Genomic DNA, 17,256 nt, shown 5'->3' with positions numbered 1-17,256 from the left:
GCGTCATTGCCCTCCCCGGGCCATGCGCCGGCGCCGCCAGAGCCAGCCGAGCAGCACGCCGACCGTGAGCAACGAGGGAACCAGGGCGATATTGACCAGCTTCAGGGTGCGGCCCAGTGCGTCGATATCGGCGTTCAACTGGTACTGCACCTCGCGCAGCTCCTTGCGGATGCGCAGCTTCTCCTGCATGTACTGGCGCACCGTGGCCTGCTGTTCGGGCGTCAGTTCGACGGCCTTCTCCGGGGCGGCGCCCTGCTGGAGGGCGGCGAGTTGCTGCTCGGTATCGGCGAGGCGCTGCTTGAGCTGGTCCTCCTTTTGCCGGAAGCTCGTCTCGGCCTCGCGCTGCAGGCGCTCGACCACCACGAACGGCCGGCTGAACCGGCCGCGGGAGCGCACGCTGATCAGCGCGTCGGTGCCCGACAGGTTGTCCAGCGCGTTGACCACCAGCGCGCCGTTGTCGGCCCAGGGCTGCGGCACGCGCTGGCCGAAGAAGTCCTGCACCTGGACCCACATGCGATCGCTGAGCAGGTCGGTATCGGCCACGACGATGACATTGATGTTGCGCGCCTCCTTCAGGCCTTCCCGATGCCCCTCGATGCCCTCCGCGAAGGCACTCTTCGCCGGCCCCTGGATACGGGCGGCGAGAGTATGCCGTCGGCCGCTCGGGCGCAGCTCGCGCATCAGATCGCCGGGGTCGCGCAGCAGGCCGAAGCGCGAGGCGTCGAATGGCATCGCCTGGGTCGAGCTTTGCAGCAAAGGCGTGAAGCTGGTGCTCGCTCCGGGGAGCCTTTCGAGGATACCGGGCGTCGCCAGGGTCAGGCTTTCCAGGCCGGCAGTGGCGATGTCGTCCTGGTCCAGCGCCTCGCGCGGCAAGCTGAGCCAGGCCGGATGCCGGGCCGGACGCTGGTCCCGGCCAAGACTGATGGACATCGCATAGGCGCCGTCGCCGAGCACCTTGCCCGGCAGCAGCCGCAGCCCCCAGGCCTCGAACAGCGGCGCGAGGTCGGACGACTTGTCGCCATCCAGCGTAGCGGCGAAATCGCTGCCGCTGTCGGCCTCGCTGAAGGGGTCGACGAACGCCAGCAGCTTGCCCCCGCGCAGGACGAACTGGTCGATGGCGTATAGCGTCTGCTCGGGTAACTGCTTGGGATGCACCAGCAGCAGCACCGAGACCTCCGGCGGGATTTCCGTGGCATCGCTCTTGAGGCTGCGCAGGTCGAATTGCTGGCGGATTTCCTCCATGACCATCCACGGCGAGGTCGGCTGCCGGCTGGCCATGTCGAAGCCGCCATTGAGCGGCAGCGACGACATCAGGCCGACCACCGGCCGCTGCGGCTGGGCCAGGGTCTGCACCAGACGGCTGATGTCGTATTCGAGGAACTCCTCCTGATCGAGCGGGAAGAAGGGTATGACCTGGACTCCGTCCAGGGCGTTGCTGCCGGCCAGACCGAAGTACAGGTTGTCGCCGCCCTGCTGCAGGGGAATTCCTTGCAGGCCGAACTCGGTGGCCTTGTCCTCGTTCTCGGAGAACGGCTCGGGATCGATCACCTGCAGGCGAATCCTGCCGTTCGCCTCGCGCTCGTAGGCGCGCAGCAGTTCCTCGACGCGCCTGGCGTAGTTGCGCAGCGGCACCAGTTCCCGGGCACCGCTATCCGAATAGAAGAAGTACAGGTTGATCGGCTCGTCGAGGCCGGCCAGGATCCGCTTGGTGCCGGGGCTGATGGTGTAGAGCTTCTGCTCGGTCAGGTCGAGCCGCGCGCCGCTGAACAGCAGGCCGGAGACCATGTTGAAGGCCAGGAACGCCAGCGCGATCAGCAACAGCCCGGCGCCAGAGGACAACACGCGTTTCATCGACTCCCCCTCATTCGGCTTTCTTCAGCTCGACCGCCACCGCCGTGGCGGCCAGCCAGGCGACGATCAGGCTGACGAAATACAGCAGGTCGCGCAGGTCGATGACGCCCTTGCTGACGGCATCGAAGCGGGTCAGCAGGCTCAGCGAGGCCACCGCATCGAGCAACCACTGCGGCGCCCACTGGCTGAACGCATCGAGCACCAGCGGAAAGCCGCTGAGCATGAACAGGAAGCAGGCGGCCACGGCGAGGATGAAAGCGATCACCTGGTTCTTCGCCAGGGCCGACATGCACGAACCGATGGCCAGGTAGCCGCCGGCCAGCAGCCAACTGCCCAGGTAGCCGGCGAGAATCGCACCGTTGTCCGGCTCGCCCAGGTAGTTCACCGTGAGCACCATGGGGAAGGTCAGCAGCAGTGCGATTCCGGCGAACGCCCAGGCGGCCAGGAACTTGCCGGCCACGGCTTCGAAGCGGGTCAGCGGCAGGGTCATCAGCAGCTCGATCGAGCCGGACTTGCGCTCCTCCGCCCACAGGCGCATGGCCAGCGCGGGAACCAGGAACAGGTAGAGCCAGGGATGGAAGGCGAAGAAGGAGGCCAGGTCGGCCTGGTTGCGTTCGTAGAAGTTGCCCAGGTAGAAGGTGAACACGCCCGCCAGGACCAGGAAGATCACGATGAACACATAGGCCAGCGGCGTGGCGAAATAACTCGCCAGCTCGCGCTTGAAGATCACCGGCAGTTGCTTCATGCCTCCGTCCCCCGGGTCAGGTTGCGGAATACCTCGTCGAGCCGGCCGCGCTCCACGTCCAGTTCGCGGATCCGCCAGCCGCGCTCGGCGACCAGCCCGCTGACCTGGGGGAAGATTACCGCGCCCGGCTGCGCCAGGACGGTCAGGCTGCCTTCGGCGGGGTTCTCCTCGATGCCCGCCACGCCCGGCAGCACCGCCAGCGCCACGGCATCCAGGGGCTCGTCGCTGTAGAGCGTCACCGCCTGGTGGTAGCGCGAGCGGCTGGCCAGCTCCAGCGGCGTGCTGTCCGCCAGCAGCCGCCCGCCGCCGATCACCAGGGCGCGGCTGCACAGCGCCGAGACTTCCTCGAGGATATGGGTGGAGATGATCACGATGCGCTCCTGCGCGAGGCCGCGGATCAGTTCGCGGACCTGGTGCTTCTGGTTCGGATCGAGCCCGTCGGTGGGCTCGTCGAGCACCAGCGCCCGCGGTTCGTGGAGGATCGCCTGGGCCAGGCCGACACGCCGGCGGAAGCCCTTGGAGAGGGTTTCGATGGTCTGCCGGCGCACCTCGTCCAGTTCCAGCAGCCCCAGTGCCCGGGCGACCCGCTCGCGCTTGCCGGCACCACGGTAGCCACGGATCTCGGCGATGAAATCGAGGAAGCCCTGCACGGTCATTTCCGCGTAGCAGGGCGAACCTTCCGGGAGGTAGCCGATCAGCCGCTGCGCCTGCAGCGTGCGGTTGCGGATGTCGAAGCCGAAGATGCTCGCGGTGCCGGCGCTGGGCGCCAGGAAGCCGGTGAGCATCTTCATGGTGGTGGACTTGCCGGCGCCGTTCGGACCGAGGAAGCCCAGTACCTCCCCCGTCGCCACCTGGAAGGACAGGTCGTCCACCGCCACCCGCGAGCCGAAGCGTTTGCCGAGGTTTCTTGTTTCGATCATGGTCCCCTACCTGTTCCGGCGGCCGCCGCCATGTCCGGCCAGGGCCGCGAAAAACGCGCAGGGACTATAGCCGAAGCGCCCCGCCGCCTGGCAATACGGGGCATCGGGAGAACCTTGGCAAAACGTGACAGAACCCGAACGCCTGCCGAAGGTTCTACATTCGCAACCTGTTCGCCGCCGTTCGCCGTAGGACGCGTTGCGTTCTTTTGCGGCCCTCCGGGGATTGCGGCAAACTAGCCGCGCCCGTCACGCCGGGTCCCGATCAACTGCCAGTAGACACCGTATGCCCCGCTACCCTTTCCGCCGCTTTGGTTTTGGCGCCCTGCGCCGCCTGCTGTACCTCTGGGTACGCTCGGAAACCATCAACCAATCGGCCTTCACCCTGAAGATCGACCGCAGCAAGCCGGTGCTCTACGTGCTGCAACAGCCTTCGGTCAGCGATCTCGCGGTAGTGGATACCGAATGCCGCAAGGCCGGGCTGCCGCGTCCGGTGATGCCGGTAGCGGTAGGCGACGCCATCGAGCCGGCGGCGTTCTTCTACCTGACGCCCGAACCCGACTGGCTCGGCCGCCAGGATAAGCGCGGCGCCTCGCCGACCCTGGTGCGCATGCTCGCCGCGGTCGGCCAGAACGGTCTCGACGACGCGCAGATCATTCCGGTCAGCGTGTTCTGGGGACAATCGCCGGACAGCGAATCGAGCCCCTGGAAGCTGCTGTTCGCCGACAACTGGGCGGTCACCGGGCGCCTGCGCAAGCTGGCGCGCATCCTGATCCTCGGACGCAAGACCCGTGTGCAGTTCTCAGCGCCGATCCACCTGCGCGAGCTGGTGGAACAGGGCAAGGGCCACGAGCGCACGCTGCGCATGGTCAACCGTATCCTCCGGGTGCACTTCCGCAACCTGAAGACCGCGGTGATCGGTCCCGACCTGTCGCACCGCCGCAACCTGGTCAAGGGCCTGCTGCGCGCGCCGCTGGTACGCCAGGCGATCAGCGAGGAATGCGAGAGCGAACGGATATCCCAGGAGAAGGCCGAAGGCATCGCGCTGCGCTACGCCAATGAAATCGCCTCGGACTTCTCCTATCCGGTGATCCGCTTCCTCGAAGTCATCCTCAGCTGGTTCTGGAACAAGCTGTACGAAGGTGTCAAGGTCAACCACATCGAGCGGGTGCAGGACGTGGCCCAGGGCAACGAGATCGTCTACGTGCCCTGCCACCGCAGCCACATCGACTACCTGCTGCTCTCCTACCTGCTGTTCCGCAACGGCCTGACCCCGCCGCACATCGCCGCCGGGATCAACCTGAACATGCCGGTGATCGGCTCGATCCTGCGCCGCGGCGGGGCCTTCTTCATGCGCCGCAGCTTCAAGGGCAACCAGCTCTACACCGCGGTGTTCAACGAGTACCTGCACACCCTGTTCTCCCGCGGCTTCTCCACCGAGTACTTCGTCGAGGGCGGCCGTTCGCGCACCGGGCGCATGCTCCACCCACGCACCGGCATGCTCGCCATCACCCTGCGCAGCTTCCTCCGAGACTCGCGCCGGCCGATCGTCTTCGTACCGGTCTACATCGGCTACGAGCGCGTGCTGGAAGGCCGCACCTACCTCGGCGAACTGCGCGGCGCGACCAAGAAGAAGGAGTCGATCTTCGACCTGTTCAAGGTGGTCGGCGCCCTGAAGCAGCGTTTTGGCCAGGTCTGGGTGAATTTCGGTGAGCCGATCCATCTCGACCAGTTCCTCGACCGCCACCAGCCCGACTGGCAGGACCAGGACCTCGGCCCGGAATACCGCCCCGACTGGCTGCCGCAGACCACCAACCTGCTGGCCAAGGACGTCGCCCGTCACCTCAACGACGCGGCGGCGATCAACCCGGTCAACCTGGTCGCCCTGGCGCTGCTCTCCACCAGCCGCCAGGCCCTCGACGAAAGCGCCCTGGCGCGAATCCTCGACCTCTACCTGGCGCTGCTGCGCAAGGTGCCCTACTCGCCCAGCGCGACCCTGCCGGACGGCGACGGCCAGGCCCTGATCGAGTACGTGAAGAGCATGAACCTGCTGGCCGAGCAGAAGGACGCGCTGGGCCGCATCCTCTATCTCGACGAACAGAACGCGGTGCTGGCGACCTACTACCGCAACAACGTCCTCCACGTCTTCGCCCTGCCGGCGCTGATCGCCAGCTTCTTCCAGAGCAACTCGCGGATCAGCCGCGAACAGTTGCTGCGCTTCGCCCGCGCGCTCTATCCCTACCTGCAGGCGGAACTGTTCATCCGCTGGAGCCTGGACGAACTCGACGCGGTGATCGACCAGTGGCTGGCGGCCCTGGTGGAGCAGGGCCTGCTGCGCCAGGAGAACGACACCTTCATCCGCCCGGCGCCAAGCTCGCGGCAATACGTGCTGCTGATCCTCCTCGCTCGTTCGGTGACCCAGACCCTGCAGCGCTTCTACATGGCCATCGCCCTGCTGCTCAACGCCGGGCAGAACGCCCTGACCGCCGAGGAACTGGAGAACCTCTGCACCGTGATGGCCCAGCGCCTGTCGATCCTGCATGGCCTGAACGCCCCGGAGTTCTTCGACAAGAGCCTGTTCCGCCACTTCATCCAGACCCTTCTCGACCTGCGTGTGCTGCGCAAGGACGAGGCCGGCAAACTGAGCTACCACGAACTGCTCGGCGAACTGGCCGAAGGCGCCGCCAAGCGCGTGCTGCCGGCGGAGATCCGCCTGTCGATCCGCCAGGTGGCGCTGGAGCGTCCCGCCGAGGAAGCCGCCGCCGAAAGCAACGACGCGGCCGCCAACTGAGACCCGGCGCCCGCCCTGCGAGGGACGGGCGTCGCTCCGCTGAAATATCCTGCGACCTTTCCCTGTTCCGGCCCGGCAACCTATGCTGGTTTCCCGGGTCAGAGGCCCGCTCGTTTTTTTGTTCCGTCTGAAAGGAGGCTCCCATGAAAAAACTGCCATTGCTGCTCGCCGCCAGCATTCTCGCCGGCTGCGGTACCCAGCAATCGACTTCGAACGCCAGCTTCGATGGTGAGGTCTTCTACCGCGAGCGTATCGCCCTGCCGCCCTCGGCGCGCCTGAGCGTGAGCCTGGAAGACGTGTCCCTGGCCGACGCCCCCTCGGTGCAGTTGGCCAGCCAGACCCGCGAGATCACCAGCCAGGTGCCGCTGGCGTTCCACCTGGAGTACGACCCGAAGCAGGTCAAGCCGGGCCACAGCTATGCGGTGAGCGCGCGCATCGAGCTGAACGGCCAGTTGCTGTTCATCAACACCACCCGCCACTCGGTGAAACTCGACGGCAGCGACCCGCAGCCCTATCGCGTGCAGGTCGAATCGGCGCGCTGAAGCACACCGCGGCAAGCCGCCGGTGCGAACCGGCGGTTCCCTCCAGTACACTCCACCTCCTATTCGCTACCGGTTGCCGATCCACCTCACGACGAGCGGCCGGATACCCCGTACGTTCCACATCAAGGACGCTGTCATGTTCCGACTCACTGCCCTCTGCGCCGGCCTGCTGCTCTCGGCCAACGCCCTCGCCCTGTCCCTCGCCGACCTGTCGCAGAACGACGCCTCCAGCGGTCTGAAGGACGCCCTGACCCAGGGCGCGCAGATCGCCGTCCGCCAGCTTGGCCAGCCGGGCGGCTTCAACAACAACCCGGACGTGCGCATCGAACTGCCCGGCAAGCTGGGCAAGGCGGCGAAGCTGATGAAGCAGTTCGGCATGGGCGCCCAGGTCGACCAGCTCGAGGCGAGCATGAACCGCGCCGCCGAGGCTGCCGTGCCGCAGGCCCAGGGCCTGCTGGTGGAGGCGGTGAAGAAGATGACCGTGGCCGACGCCAAGGGCATCCTCAAGGGCGGTGACGACGCCGCCACCGAATACCTGGACAAGTCCAGCCGCGAACAGCTGCGCGCGAAGTTCCTGCCGATCGTCAAGCAGGCCACCGACGAGGTCGGCCTGGTCAAGCAGTACAACGCCTTCGCCAGCCAGGCGGCGACCCTTGGGGTGGTCGATGCGAAGAGCGCCAACGTCGAGGGCTATGTCACCGAACAGGCCCTCGACGGGCTCTTCGAGATGATCGCCAGGCAGGAGAAGAGCATCCGCCAGAACCCGGCGGCGGCCGCCACCAGCCTGGCCAAGAAGGTCTTCGGCGCGGCCAGGTGAGTCGACGGACGGGGCGCGATCGCCCCGTCCCCTTCTCCCGTCAGGCCCGCGCCTCGTCCTTCTTCACGCGGAACCAGGCGGCATAGAGCGCCGGCAGGAACAGCAGGGTGAGCACGGTGGCGACGATCAGCCCGCCCATGATCGCCACCGCCATCGGCCCGAAGAACACGCTGCGCGACAGCGGGATCATCGCCAGCACCGCCGCCAGCGCGGTCAGCACGATGGGCCGGAAACGCCGCACGGTAGCCTCGATGATGGCGTGCCAGCGATCCAGTCCATGGCTGATGTCCTGTTCGATCTGGTCCACCAGGATCACCGAGTTGCGCATGATCATGCCGGCCAGGGCGATGGTCCCGAGCATCGCCACGAAGCCGAACGGCTGGCGGAACAGCAGCAGGAACAGGGTCACGCCGATCAGGCCCAGCGGTGCGGTGAGGAATACCATCGCCATCCGCGAGAAGCTGCGCAACTGCACCATCAGCAGGCTCAACACCACCACGATGAACAGCGGCACGCCGGCGTTCACCGAACTCTGGCCCTTCGCCGCGTCCTCCACCGTTCCGCCCACCTCCAGCAGGTAGCCGTCCGGCAGCTCGGCGCGGATCGGTGCCAGGGTCGGGGCGATCTGCGCGACCAGGGTCGCCGGCAGCGAATCGTCGTAGATATCGGCGCGCACGGTGACCGTCGGCAGGCGGTTGCGGTGCCAGATGATCCCCTCTTCGAAACCGTATTCGAGCGTGGCGATCTGCGACAGCGCCACGCTCCGGCCATTCTCGGTCGGCACCGCCAGGCTCGGCAGCAACGACAGGTCGCGACGCTCCTGCTCGGTGCCGCGCAGGAGGATCTCGATCAGCTCGTTGTCTTCGCGGAAGAAGCTCACATGCGAACCGGTCAGCGCGCTCTGCAGGAACTGCGACAGGCTGGCGGTGCTCACCCCCAGGGCACGGGCGCGCTCCTGGTCGATGCTCAGGTACACCACCTTGCTCGGCTCTTCCCAATCCAGGTGCACATTCACCACGTGCGGGTTCTCGCGCATCCTGTCGGCGACCTTGCGCGCCAGTTCGCGAACCTGCGGGATGTCCTCGCCGGAAACCCGGAACTGCACCGGATAGCCCACCGGCGGCCCGTTCTCCAGGCGACTGATGCGGCTGCGCAGGTGCGGGAAGTCCTCGTTCATCCGCTCGATCAGCCACTTGCGCAGCGCCTCGCGGCTCTCCAGGTCCTTGGCCAGCACCACCACCTGGGCGAAGCTGGCCGCCGGCAACTGCTGGTCCAGCGGCAGGTAGAAGCGGGGCGAGCCGGTGCCGACGTAGGCCACGTAGTTGTCGATGCCGTCATGGCCCTGCAGCATTTTTTCCAGGCGCTGGACTTCCTCGCCGGTCGAGCGCAGCGAGGCGCCCTCGGCCAGCTTGATGTCCAGCAGCAGCTCCAGGCGCGCCGAGGGCGGGAAGAACTGCTGCGGCACCAGGCGGAACAGCAGCAGCGCGCCGACGAAGGCGGCGAGGGTCAGGACGATCACCGTCTTGCGGTAGCGCACGCACCACTCCACCAGACGCCGGAAGCGCTGGTAGAAGGCCGTAGCATAGGGATCGTAGCCATCGGCGCTGCCGCCGTGCTTCTGCGCGTGCAACCTGGCCAGGTCCGGCAGCAGCTTGGCCCCCAGGTAGGGAACGAAGACCACCGCGGCGAACCAGGAGACCACCAGGGCGATGGTCACCACCTGGAACAGCGAGCGGGTGTATTCGCCGGTGCCGGACTGCGCGGTGGCGATCGGCAGGAAGCCGGCGGCGGTGATCAGGGTGCCGGTGAGCATCGGGAAGGCGGTGCTGGTCCAGGCGAAGCTGGCCGCCTTGAGGCGGTCGTAGCCCTGCTCCATCTTCACCGCCATCATCTCCACCGCGATGATCGCGTCGTCCACCAGCAATCCCAGCGCCAGCACCAGGGCGCCGAGGGAAATCTTGTGCAGGCCGATGCCGAAGTAATGCATGGCGGCGAAGGTCATCGCCAGCACCAGCGGGATCGACAGCGCCACCACCAGGCCGGTGCGCAGGCCGAGGGAGAAGAAGCTCACCAGCAGGACGATCACCAGCGCCTCGGCCAGCACCCGGATGAACTCGCCGACCCCGGTACGTACCGCCGCCGGCTGGTCGGACACCTTGCGCAGTTCCAGTCCGGCCGGCAGCGACTGCTGCAGGCGGGCGAACTCGGTTTCCAGGGCCTTGCCCAGCACCAGGATGTCGCCGCCCGGCTTCATCGCTACCGCCAGGCCGATGGCGTCCTCGCCCATGAAGCGCATGCGCGGCGCCGGCGGATCGTTGAAGCCGCGGCGAACCTCGGCCACGTCGCCGATGCGGAAGGTGCGGTCGCCGACGCGGATGGGGAAGTCGCGGATCTCCTCCACCGAATCGAAACGCCCGGAAACGCGCAATTGCACGCGGTCGCTGGCGGTCTCGAAGAACCCGGAGGAGGCCACCGCGTTCTGTTCCTCCAGCGCCTTCTGCACCGCCGCCAGGGGCAGGCCGAGGGTGGCCAGCTTGGTGTTGGACAGGTCGATCCAGATCTTCTCGTCCTGCAGGCCGATCAGTTCGACCTTGCCGACGTTCCTGATCCGCTGCAATTGCAGTTGCAGGCGGTCGGCATAGTCCTTCATCACCGCATAGTCGAAGCCCTTGCCGGTGAGCGCATAGATGTTGCCGTAGGTGGTGCCGAACTCGTCGTTGAAGAACGGGCCCTGGATGCTTTGCGGCAAGGTGGCGCGAATGTCGCTGATCTTCTTGCGGATCTGGTACCAGAGTTCGGGGATCTCGCTGGAATGGATGTCCTCGCGGGCCATGAAGGTCACCTGCGAGACGCCGGGGCGGGAGAAGGACACGATGCGATCGTAGTCGCCGGTTTCCATCAGCTTCTTCTCGATACGCTCGGTGACCTGCCGGGCCACCTCTTCGGCGCTGGCACCCGGCCAGTTGGTCTGCACCACCATGGCCTTGAAGGTGAACGGCGGGTCTTCGCTCTGCCCCAGCTTGCTGTAGGACAGCGCGCCAACCGCGCCAAGCAGGATCATCAGGTACAGGACGATCTGGCGATTCTGCAACGCCCAGGCGGAAAGGTTGAAGGACATGCGACTACTCCTTGGCCGCCAGTTTCACCGTGCGGTTGGCCCGGTCGATCGGACGCACCTGCTGCCCTTCGCGAAGCACCTGGACCCCGGTGGCCACCACCCAGTCGCCAGCCTTCAGGCCTTCGAGCACCGGCACACGGTCCTCGGCATAGGGACCGGTGCGCACCGGCTGCCGGCGCAGGGTCGAGCTGCCCGGTTCGACCACCCAGACGAACGCCTGGCCGGCCTCTGCGGTCAGCGCCGACAAGGGAACCGATAACGGCACCGCCTCGGCGGCGGCGACGTAGACCCGCGCGCTCTGGCCCAGTTCGGCCGGAGTCGCGCGGTCGTCGAAGGCCACCCGGGCGGCGAAGGTACGCGATTGCGGATCGGCCGCGGGCGAAAGCTCGCGGATATGCCCGGCAAAGCGTCTGTCGCGTTGCGACCAGAGTTCGACCGACACCGGCTGGCCGATGCGGAAACGTTCGAAGCTGTGTTCCGGCAGGCCGATCAGCACCTCGCGCTCGCCGTCGGCGGCCAGGCTGAAGACCGTCTGCCCGGCCGCCACCACCTGGCCCACCTCGACGCGCCGGCTGGCGATCACGCCATCCTGGGGCGAGCGCAGCACGGCGTAGCCGGCCTGGTTGTCGGCGACGTTGAATTCGGCGCGGATCTGCTTCAACCGCGCCTCGCCGGCGCGGTAGCTGTTCTGGATGTTCTCGAACTGGGAATGGCTGACCAGGTTGCGGTCGAGCAAGGTGCGGTAGCGCCGGTACTCGGCGCGCACGGTCTGCAAGTTGGCCTCGGCGGCACTGACCTGGGCCCGCGCCGCCTCCAGTTGCAGGCGCACGTCCTGGGGATCGAGTTCGGCCAGGGGCTGGTCCTTCTTCACCCGCTCGCCGACTTCCACCAGCCGGCGGATGACCTTGCCGCCGATGCGGAAGGCCAGCTCCGGCTCGTGGCGGGCGCGGATCTCGCCGGGAAAGGCCTGGCTCACCTCCCCCGCCGGCTGGGGCTGGACGACGATCGCCGGACGCGCCGCGGCTGGCGGCGGCGTGCCGTTGCCGCAGGCGGCGAGGAACAGGGAGGAAAACAGGGACAGGGCGACGAGCGGGATATGGCGGTACATGTGACACCTTCCGCAAACTGCGTTCGAGTTCTTATACTGGGCGGTATAGTAAAAATACAGAACCCATCAGTCCAGTATTTCAATTGTATAAGCGCATGTCAGAATCCACCTCCTCCGTCGGTCCCGGCCGGCCCAAGGACCCGGCCAAACGGGAAGCCATTCTCGAGGCGGCCAAGCGCCTGTTCCTCTGCAACGGCTACGACGGCAGCAGCATGGAAGCCATCGCCTCGGAAGCCGGCGTTTCCAAGCTCACCGTCTACAGCCACTTCACCGACAAGGAAACCCTCTTCAGCGAAGCGGTGAAGGCCAAGTGCGCCGAGCAGCTTCCCGCCCTGTACTTCCAGCTGGCCGAAGGCGCGCCACTGGAAAAGGTCCTGCTGAATATCGCCCGCGGCTTCCACCGGCTGATCAACAGCCACGAGGCGATCGCCCTGACCCGCCTGATGGCCGCGCAGGCCGGGCAGAACCCCAAGCTTTCCGAGCTGTTCTTCGAGGCCGGGCCGAAGCAGGTGATCGACGAGATGGAACGCCTCCTCGAGCAGGCCCGCCGCAGCGGCAAGCTGGCGTTCCCGGACGCGCGCCACGCCGCCGAACACTTCTTCATGCTGGTCAAGGGCTGCGCCAATTACCGTCTGTTGATCGGCTGCGCCGAACCGCTGGACGAGGCCGAAGGCGAGCGGCACGTGGAAGAAGTGGTGGCGCTGTTCCTGCGCGCCTTCGCCGCGGGCGGCTGAGGCAGCTCAGGCGCGACGGCGGAAACGCACCCGCGCTCGCTGCGGACGCAGCGAAAACCAGCCGCGCGGCGCCAGGTCGCCGTCGTGCATGATGTCCCAGTGCTCGACCCAGTAGGCCAGCGCCGCCGCCAGATCGATCATCGCCATCGCGGTGCCGGGGCAGGCGCGGTCGCCGAGGCCGAAGGGGAAGTAGGCGCCGCGCGGCCAGCGCGCCGGTTCGAGGAAGCGCTCGGGACGGAACTCCAGCGGCGCCTCGAACCAACGGGGATCGCGCTGGGTGATCCAGCTCGAGACCATGGTCACGTCGCCGCGCTTCAGCCGCTGGCCGAACACCTCGATGTCCGCCGTCACTTGCCGCGGCGCCAGGCCGTAGGCCGGCGGGTACAGGCGCAGGCACTCCTGCAGGACCGCCCTGAGCAGCGCGCAATCGCGCAGGTCGGCGACCGAGCGGATCGCCGTCCAATTCACTCGCGCCAGCTCGGCGCGTAGCCGCGCGAGCAACTCGGGACGCTGGGCCAGCAGCAACAGGCTCCAGGTCAGGGTCACGCCGGTGGACTGGTGGGACGCCATGAGCAGGGTGCAGAGTTCATCGCGCAGGTCCGCCAGCGGCCGCGGCGAGCGCTCCGCCACCTCGCCCACCGCCTCGCGCAACTGGCCCAGCGCCCAGCGCTTGCGCGGGCACAGTTTGCTCGGGAACCAGTGGCCCAGCGGCAGGCCGGTGCTCATTTCCAGCAATGCCACCCGCGACAGCAGGCGCACCGCCTTGGCGATCCGATAGGCCGACGGTTGCAGGTCGACGTCGAACAGCGCGTGACCGCTGAGGGTGACGCTGAACGCAGCCATTTCCAGGTCGAGGTCGTATTCGCGCCCCTCCTCCACCCGCTCGCCCCACTCCGCGGCCAGGCGGCGAACCTCGCTGGCCGGCGGCGGCGCCAGGTGCGGCCGTACTTCTTTGCGCCGGGCCTGGGCGGGGGCGCCCTCGCGCATCATGAAGCTGCGCCCGTTCCACTGTTTCAGCATGCACAGCGCCGGCTGCCAGCGTTGCAGGTCATCGCGGCGATCGACCATCAATTCCTGCACCGCCTGCGGATGGAACAGGCACCAGAGGCGCTGCGGGCCCATGCGGGCAACCGCGAGGTCCGGCTGCGCGACGTGCATCTTCTGCAACCAGGCCAGCGGATCGCGCTGCATCTCCAGCCAGTGGCGGGCGCCGGCACGCCCGTCGTTGGCCCAGGGCAGGTGCGCCAGGCGCCGGCGAATCGGACAATCGATGGTCTGCTGCATGCTCGCCGCCTCCCTGCGGTGTCGACACTCAGCCCTTGCCCAGGGCCTTCTTCGGGTAGATGTCGTAGCGGCTGGACTTGCCTTCCAGGCTATAGCCGGGCTTGGGCCCTTCGATGATCGGCGCCTTGCGCGGGCGCTTCACCACCACCCGGTGGCTGGCCAGGGCCAGGGCCGCCTGCAACAGCGCCGGGGCGTCGAGATCGTCGCCCACCAGCGGCCGGAACAGACGCATTTCCTTCTTCACCAATGCGCTCTTGTCGCGATGGGGAAACATCGGGTCGAGGTAGATCACCTGCGGCGCCTCGCCATCCCAGGCGCGCATCAGGTCCGCCGAGTTGCCGCCGAGCAGACGCATCCGCGCGGCGATCGGCGCCACGTCGGGATCGCGCCGGGCGCGCTCCAGGCCATCCTCGAGCAGGGCAGCGATCAGCGGCTGGCGCTCGACCAGGGTCACCTCGCAGCCCAGGCTGGCGAGGACGAACCCATCCCGGCCCAGGCCGGCCGTGGCGTCCAGGACCCGCGGGCGGATGCCTGGCTGGACGCCGACCGCCTTGGCGATCATCTGTCCGCTGCCGCCGCCGAACTTGCGCCGGTGGGCGCTGGCGCCCTCGACGAAATCGACCCGCACCGGACCGGGGGAGTCCGCCCCCAGTTGCAAGACCTGCAAGCCCTGCTCGCCGACCTGCACGGCGAACTCCGCCTCGTCGTCCGCCGCCAGCGGCAGGCCGAGCCGCTCCGCCCAGCGCCGCGCAGCCTCGGCGCAACCGGCGGACAGGGCTTGGACATGCAGGCGAGGAGCGGCGGAATCGGTCATGGTCGGGCAATCGTCGGGGAAAGCTCGGATTTTGCCAGAGTTGGCCCGCGCGCGCTCACCGGCAGACCTTCCATAGGCCCATGTCGAGGTGGAAGTGATCCCGGTGGGCGGCGTTGTAGTCGGGCCCCAGCACCGCATTGAAACTGGCGCAGGCGCCGTCCCGCACGCGGCGCAGGAAGCGCCCATCGGCGCTCTCGCCGGCCCAGTCCGTGGCCAGGCGGATCCGCCTCCCGTCGGCCAGGCGGAAGCCGCTGATGTCCACGGCATTGGCCGAGGCATGCTGGCTGCGCCGACCGTCCTCGCGGTTGTAGACGTTGCGGCAGGCGAAGCTGCCGACATGCTCGACCCGCGCCAGCGGCTGGCCATAGATGTCCAGGGCTGCCGGTTGCAGCACGTGCCGCTCGAACAACGCATAGCTCACCGCCAGCGAGCAACTGGCGAGAAAGCTGCTGCTCAACTCCAGCGCCGCCCCACGCACGCGCAGGCTGTTGCTCAACGGGCAGGTAGCCGATGGCGGGTCGTCGGCTACCCGCTGGTAGCGCAGTTGCGAGGTGGCCAGGGCGGCGTCGCAGAGGCTCCGGTCGTCGGCCAGCCGCCATAGCTTGTAGCGGGTCAGCAGGTTCGGCGGTTCGCGCACGTCCAGCGGCAGCCAGGGATTCCAGCGCGCCGGCAGATCGAGCCACTGGTAGCGCAGGGCGCCGACGGCCCCCGCCAGCAGCAGTAATGGCAGCAACCAGGCCAGGCGGCGCACGGGTTCAGCGGAACAGGTCGTTGATACGGTCGAAAGGCATCGCCACACGGGTCGCTTCCAGGTCGCGCCGCGCCAGCGCCTGCGCCGCCTGATGGAAAGCGCCGAAGGCGACCCGGGCAAGATTCGAGCCCAGGCTCACGCGCTTGACGCCGAGGGCTTCCAGCTCGTCCAGCGACAGCTCCAGGCGCGGCGAACCGACCAGCACGTTGACCGGCTTCGGCGCCACCGCTTCGAGCACCGCGACGATCTGTTCGCGGCGGTTCAAACCGGGCGCGTAGAGCACATCGGCGCCGGCATCGGCGTAGGCGCGCAGACGCCGCAGGGTGTCGTCGAGATCCTCGCGACCATGCAGGAAGTTCTCCGCGCGGGCGCAGAGGGTGAACGGAAATGGCAACGCACGGGCCGCCTCGACCGCGGCAGCGACCCGCTCCAGCGCGGCGGAGAACTCATAGATGGGCTGTCCGGCGCGCCCGCTGGCATCCTCGATGGAACCACCGACCAGACCGGCCTCGGCGGCCAGGCGGATGGTCGTGGCGCAGTCTTGCGGAGCATCGCCGTAGCCGTTTTCCAGGTCGGCGGCGACCGGCAGATCGGTGGCGGCGACGATCGCCCGGGCGTTTTCCAGCGCCTCGGTCCGGCTCACCGCGCCTTCCGCGTCGCGCCGGCCCAGGGAGAACGCCAGGCCTGCGCTGGTGGTGGCAAGGGCGTCGAAGCCGAGGCTGGCGAGCATCTTCGCCGAACCGGCATCCCAGGGATTGGGCAGGACCAGCATGCCGGGCCCCTGGTGCAGGTCGCGGAAACGTTCGGCGCGTTGGCGTTGGCTGGTCATGGCGGCGGGCTCCGTGGCGGGGAAAGGACTCCCTAGCCTAGGCGCAGGCCGGTGGAGCGTCGAGCGCCGCGCTCAGAGCAGGCCCAGTTGCTCCACTTCCGGGGCCGGGATCGGCTCGGGTAGCGCCGGCAAGCCTGGCAGGCGCTGGCCCAGCAGCGCATGGAAACGCTGGGCCTGCTGGGCCGCCAGGTGATTGTCGGGGGTATGCAGGAATACGTATGGAGTCAGGCCGGCCTCGATCCAGTCGGCCACCTTGTCGACCCAGGGCAAAAGGAACACCTCGTTGGCCGGCAGGTCGGGACCGCCGATGAAACGCACCTGTGGCGTATCGCTGAAGGCCGCCGGACGGATCGGCAGGCGCGGCTTCTTCGACTGGGCGTGGAGCACCGCCGGATCGTCCGAACGGCAACTGAACAGCGCCCGCGAATCCAGGCAGATGCGCTCCACGCCACGCTCGCGCAGGTGGCGGTTGAGCAGGCGCTCGTCCTCGCCTTTGTCGAAGAACGCCGGGTGGCGTACTTCCACGGCAATCCGTCGCGGACTCAGCTCATCGAGGAAATACAGCAGTTCGCCCAGGCGCTGCGGGGTGAACGCCGCCGACAGTTGCAGCCACAGCGGGCTGACCCTTTCGCCAAGCGGCGCCAGCAGTTCGAGGAAGTCGCCGGCGGCCTCGAGCCGTTCGCGCAGGTCGCCTTCGTGACTGATATCGCGGGGAAACTTGGCACAGAAGCGGAACCCCGCCGGCATCGTCTCGGCCCAGCGCCGCACGGTTTCCGCCGAAGGCCGGGCATAGAAGGTGGTATTGCCCTCGACCGCGTTGAAGATGCCGCCGTAGTGTCCGAGGTAGTCGGCAGAACGCAATTCGCGCGGATAGAAGCTGCCGCGCCAGGCCGCCTCGTTCCAGGATGGACAACCGAGGAAATAAGGAAGGGAAACCACGGGAGCGCAGGGAACC

The 17,256-nt window shown here is 67.8% G+C and carries 14 protein-coding genes; 4 read left to right on the top strand and 10 right to left on the bottom strand.

Going from position 1 to position 17,256, the window contains the following annotated elements; all coding sequences use genetic code 11:
* Positions 1-3 precede the first annotated feature (3 nt).
* Genes ACM0M4_RS07605 through ACM0M4_RS07595 form a run of 3 tightly spaced genes read right to left on the bottom strand, consistent with a single transcriptional unit; the run spans position 4 to position 3,516 of the window.
* A complete protein-coding gene (locus tag ACM0M4_RS07605) occupies positions 4-1,851 on the bottom strand; it encodes a GldG family protein (RefSeq protein WP_054376274.1) in 1,848 nt (615 codons plus the stop codon).
* 10 nt (positions 1,852-1,861) lie between these two features.
* Complete coding sequence (locus tag ACM0M4_RS07600; RefSeq protein ID WP_003117479.1) at positions 1,862-2,596, bottom strand: ABC transporter permease; 735 nt, start codon at positions 2,594-2,596, stop codon at positions 1,862-1,864.
* A complete protein-coding gene (locus ACM0M4_RS07595) occupies positions 2,593-3,516 on the bottom strand; it encodes an ABC transporter ATP-binding protein (protein WP_003119338.1) in 924 nt (307 codons plus the stop codon). Before ACM0M4_RS07595 ends, ACM0M4_RS07600 begins: the two co-directional genes overlap by 4 nt.
* Before the next feature lie 283 nt (positions 3,517-3,799).
* Between ACM0M4_RS07595 and plsB the strand changes: the two genes are divergently transcribed.
* The 3 genes from plsB to ACM0M4_RS07580 all read left to right on the top strand — a co-directional run bounded on the left by plsB (position 3,800) and on the right by ACM0M4_RS07580 (position 7,663).
* Positions 3,800-6,304: a glycerol-3-phosphate 1-O-acyltransferase PlsB gene (gene plsB / locus ACM0M4_RS07590; RefSeq protein ID WP_014602565.1), complete on the top strand. Its 2,505-nt coding sequence runs from the start codon at positions 3,800-3,802 to the stop codon at positions 6,302-6,304.
* 143 nt (positions 6,305-6,447) lie between these two features.
* Positions 6,448-6,846 (top strand): YbaY family lipoprotein, encoded by a 399-nt coding sequence (locus ACM0M4_RS07585; RefSeq protein WP_003098642.1) that lies wholly within the window; start codon positions 6,448-6,450, stop codon positions 6,844-6,846.
* Between the two features lie 136 nt (positions 6,847-6,982).
* Positions 6,983-7,663, top strand: coding sequence for a DUF4197 domain-containing protein (locus tag ACM0M4_RS07580; RefSeq protein ID WP_023085978.1), 681 nt, complete (start codon positions 6,983-6,985; stop codon positions 7,661-7,663).
* 40 nt (positions 7,664-7,703) lie between these two features.
* Here the strand turns inward: ACM0M4_RS07580 and mexK are convergent, their stop codons facing one another.
* Positions 7,704-10,781 (bottom strand): multidrug efflux RND transporter permease subunit MexK, encoded by a 3,078-nt coding sequence (mexK, locus tag ACM0M4_RS07575; RefSeq protein ID WP_014602564.1) that lies wholly within the window; start codon positions 10,779-10,781, stop codon positions 7,704-7,706.
* 4 nt (positions 10,782-10,785) lie between these two features.
* Positions 10,786-11,889, bottom strand: a complete 1,104-nt coding sequence (gene mexJ / locus ACM0M4_RS07570; protein WP_003092466.1) for a multidrug efflux RND transporter periplasmic adaptor subunit MexJ — start codon at positions 11,887-11,889, stop codon at positions 10,786-10,788.
* A 95-nt stretch (positions 11,890-11,984) separates the two neighbouring features.
* On the opposite strand from mexJ, the gene mexL reads away from it, so the two are divergent.
* Complete coding sequence (gene mexL / locus ACM0M4_RS07565) at positions 11,985-12,623, top strand: efflux system transcriptional repressor MexL (protein ID WP_003092468.1); 639 nt, start codon at positions 11,985-11,987, stop codon at positions 12,621-12,623.
* A gap of 6 nt (positions 12,624-12,629) precedes the next feature.
* Here mexL and ACM0M4_RS07560 read toward each other — a convergent pair whose 3' ends face one another.
* The 5 genes from ACM0M4_RS07560 to ACM0M4_RS07540 all read right to left on the bottom strand — a co-directional run bounded on the left by ACM0M4_RS07560 (position 12,630) and on the right by ACM0M4_RS07540 (position 17,240).
* Positions 12,630-13,907: a cytochrome P450 gene (locus tag ACM0M4_RS07560; RefSeq protein WP_017148395.1), complete on the bottom strand. Its 1,278-nt coding sequence runs from the start codon at positions 13,905-13,907 to the stop codon at positions 12,630-12,632.
* 28 nt (positions 13,908-13,935) lie between these two features.
* Entirely contained in the window at positions 13,936-14,721 is a 786-nt protein-coding gene (locus ACM0M4_RS07555) for a class I SAM-dependent methyltransferase (RefSeq protein ID WP_010793368.1), read from the bottom strand.
* 55 nt (positions 14,722-14,776) lie between these two features.
* Positions 14,777-15,472 carry an extensin-like domain-containing protein gene (locus ACM0M4_RS07550; protein ID WP_054380015.1) on the bottom strand — a complete coding sequence of 232 codons (696 nt, stop codon included), beginning with the start codon at positions 15,470-15,472 and terminating at the stop codon, positions 14,777-14,779.
* 4 nt (positions 15,473-15,476) lie between these two features.
* Positions 15,477-16,301 (bottom strand): isocitrate lyase/PEP mutase family protein, encoded by an 825-nt coding sequence (locus ACM0M4_RS07545; RefSeq protein ID WP_016263166.1) that lies wholly within the window; start codon positions 16,299-16,301, stop codon positions 15,477-15,479.
* Between the two features lie 72 nt (positions 16,302-16,373).
* Positions 16,374-17,240: a DUF72 domain-containing protein gene (locus ACM0M4_RS07540; RefSeq protein WP_003098658.1), complete on the bottom strand. Its 867-nt coding sequence runs from the start codon at positions 17,238-17,240 to the stop codon at positions 16,374-16,376.
* Positions 17,241-17,256 lie beyond the last annotated feature (16 nt).

The organism is Pseudomonas sp. 18-147 (assembly GCF_051048045.1).
GTDB classification, from domain to species: Bacteria; Pseudomonadota; Gammaproteobacteria; order Pseudomonadales; family Pseudomonadaceae; genus Pseudomonas; species Pseudomonas aeruginosa.
Note: the sequence above shows the minus strand (reverse complement) of the source record. Positions and strands in the feature narration are given on the sequence as shown.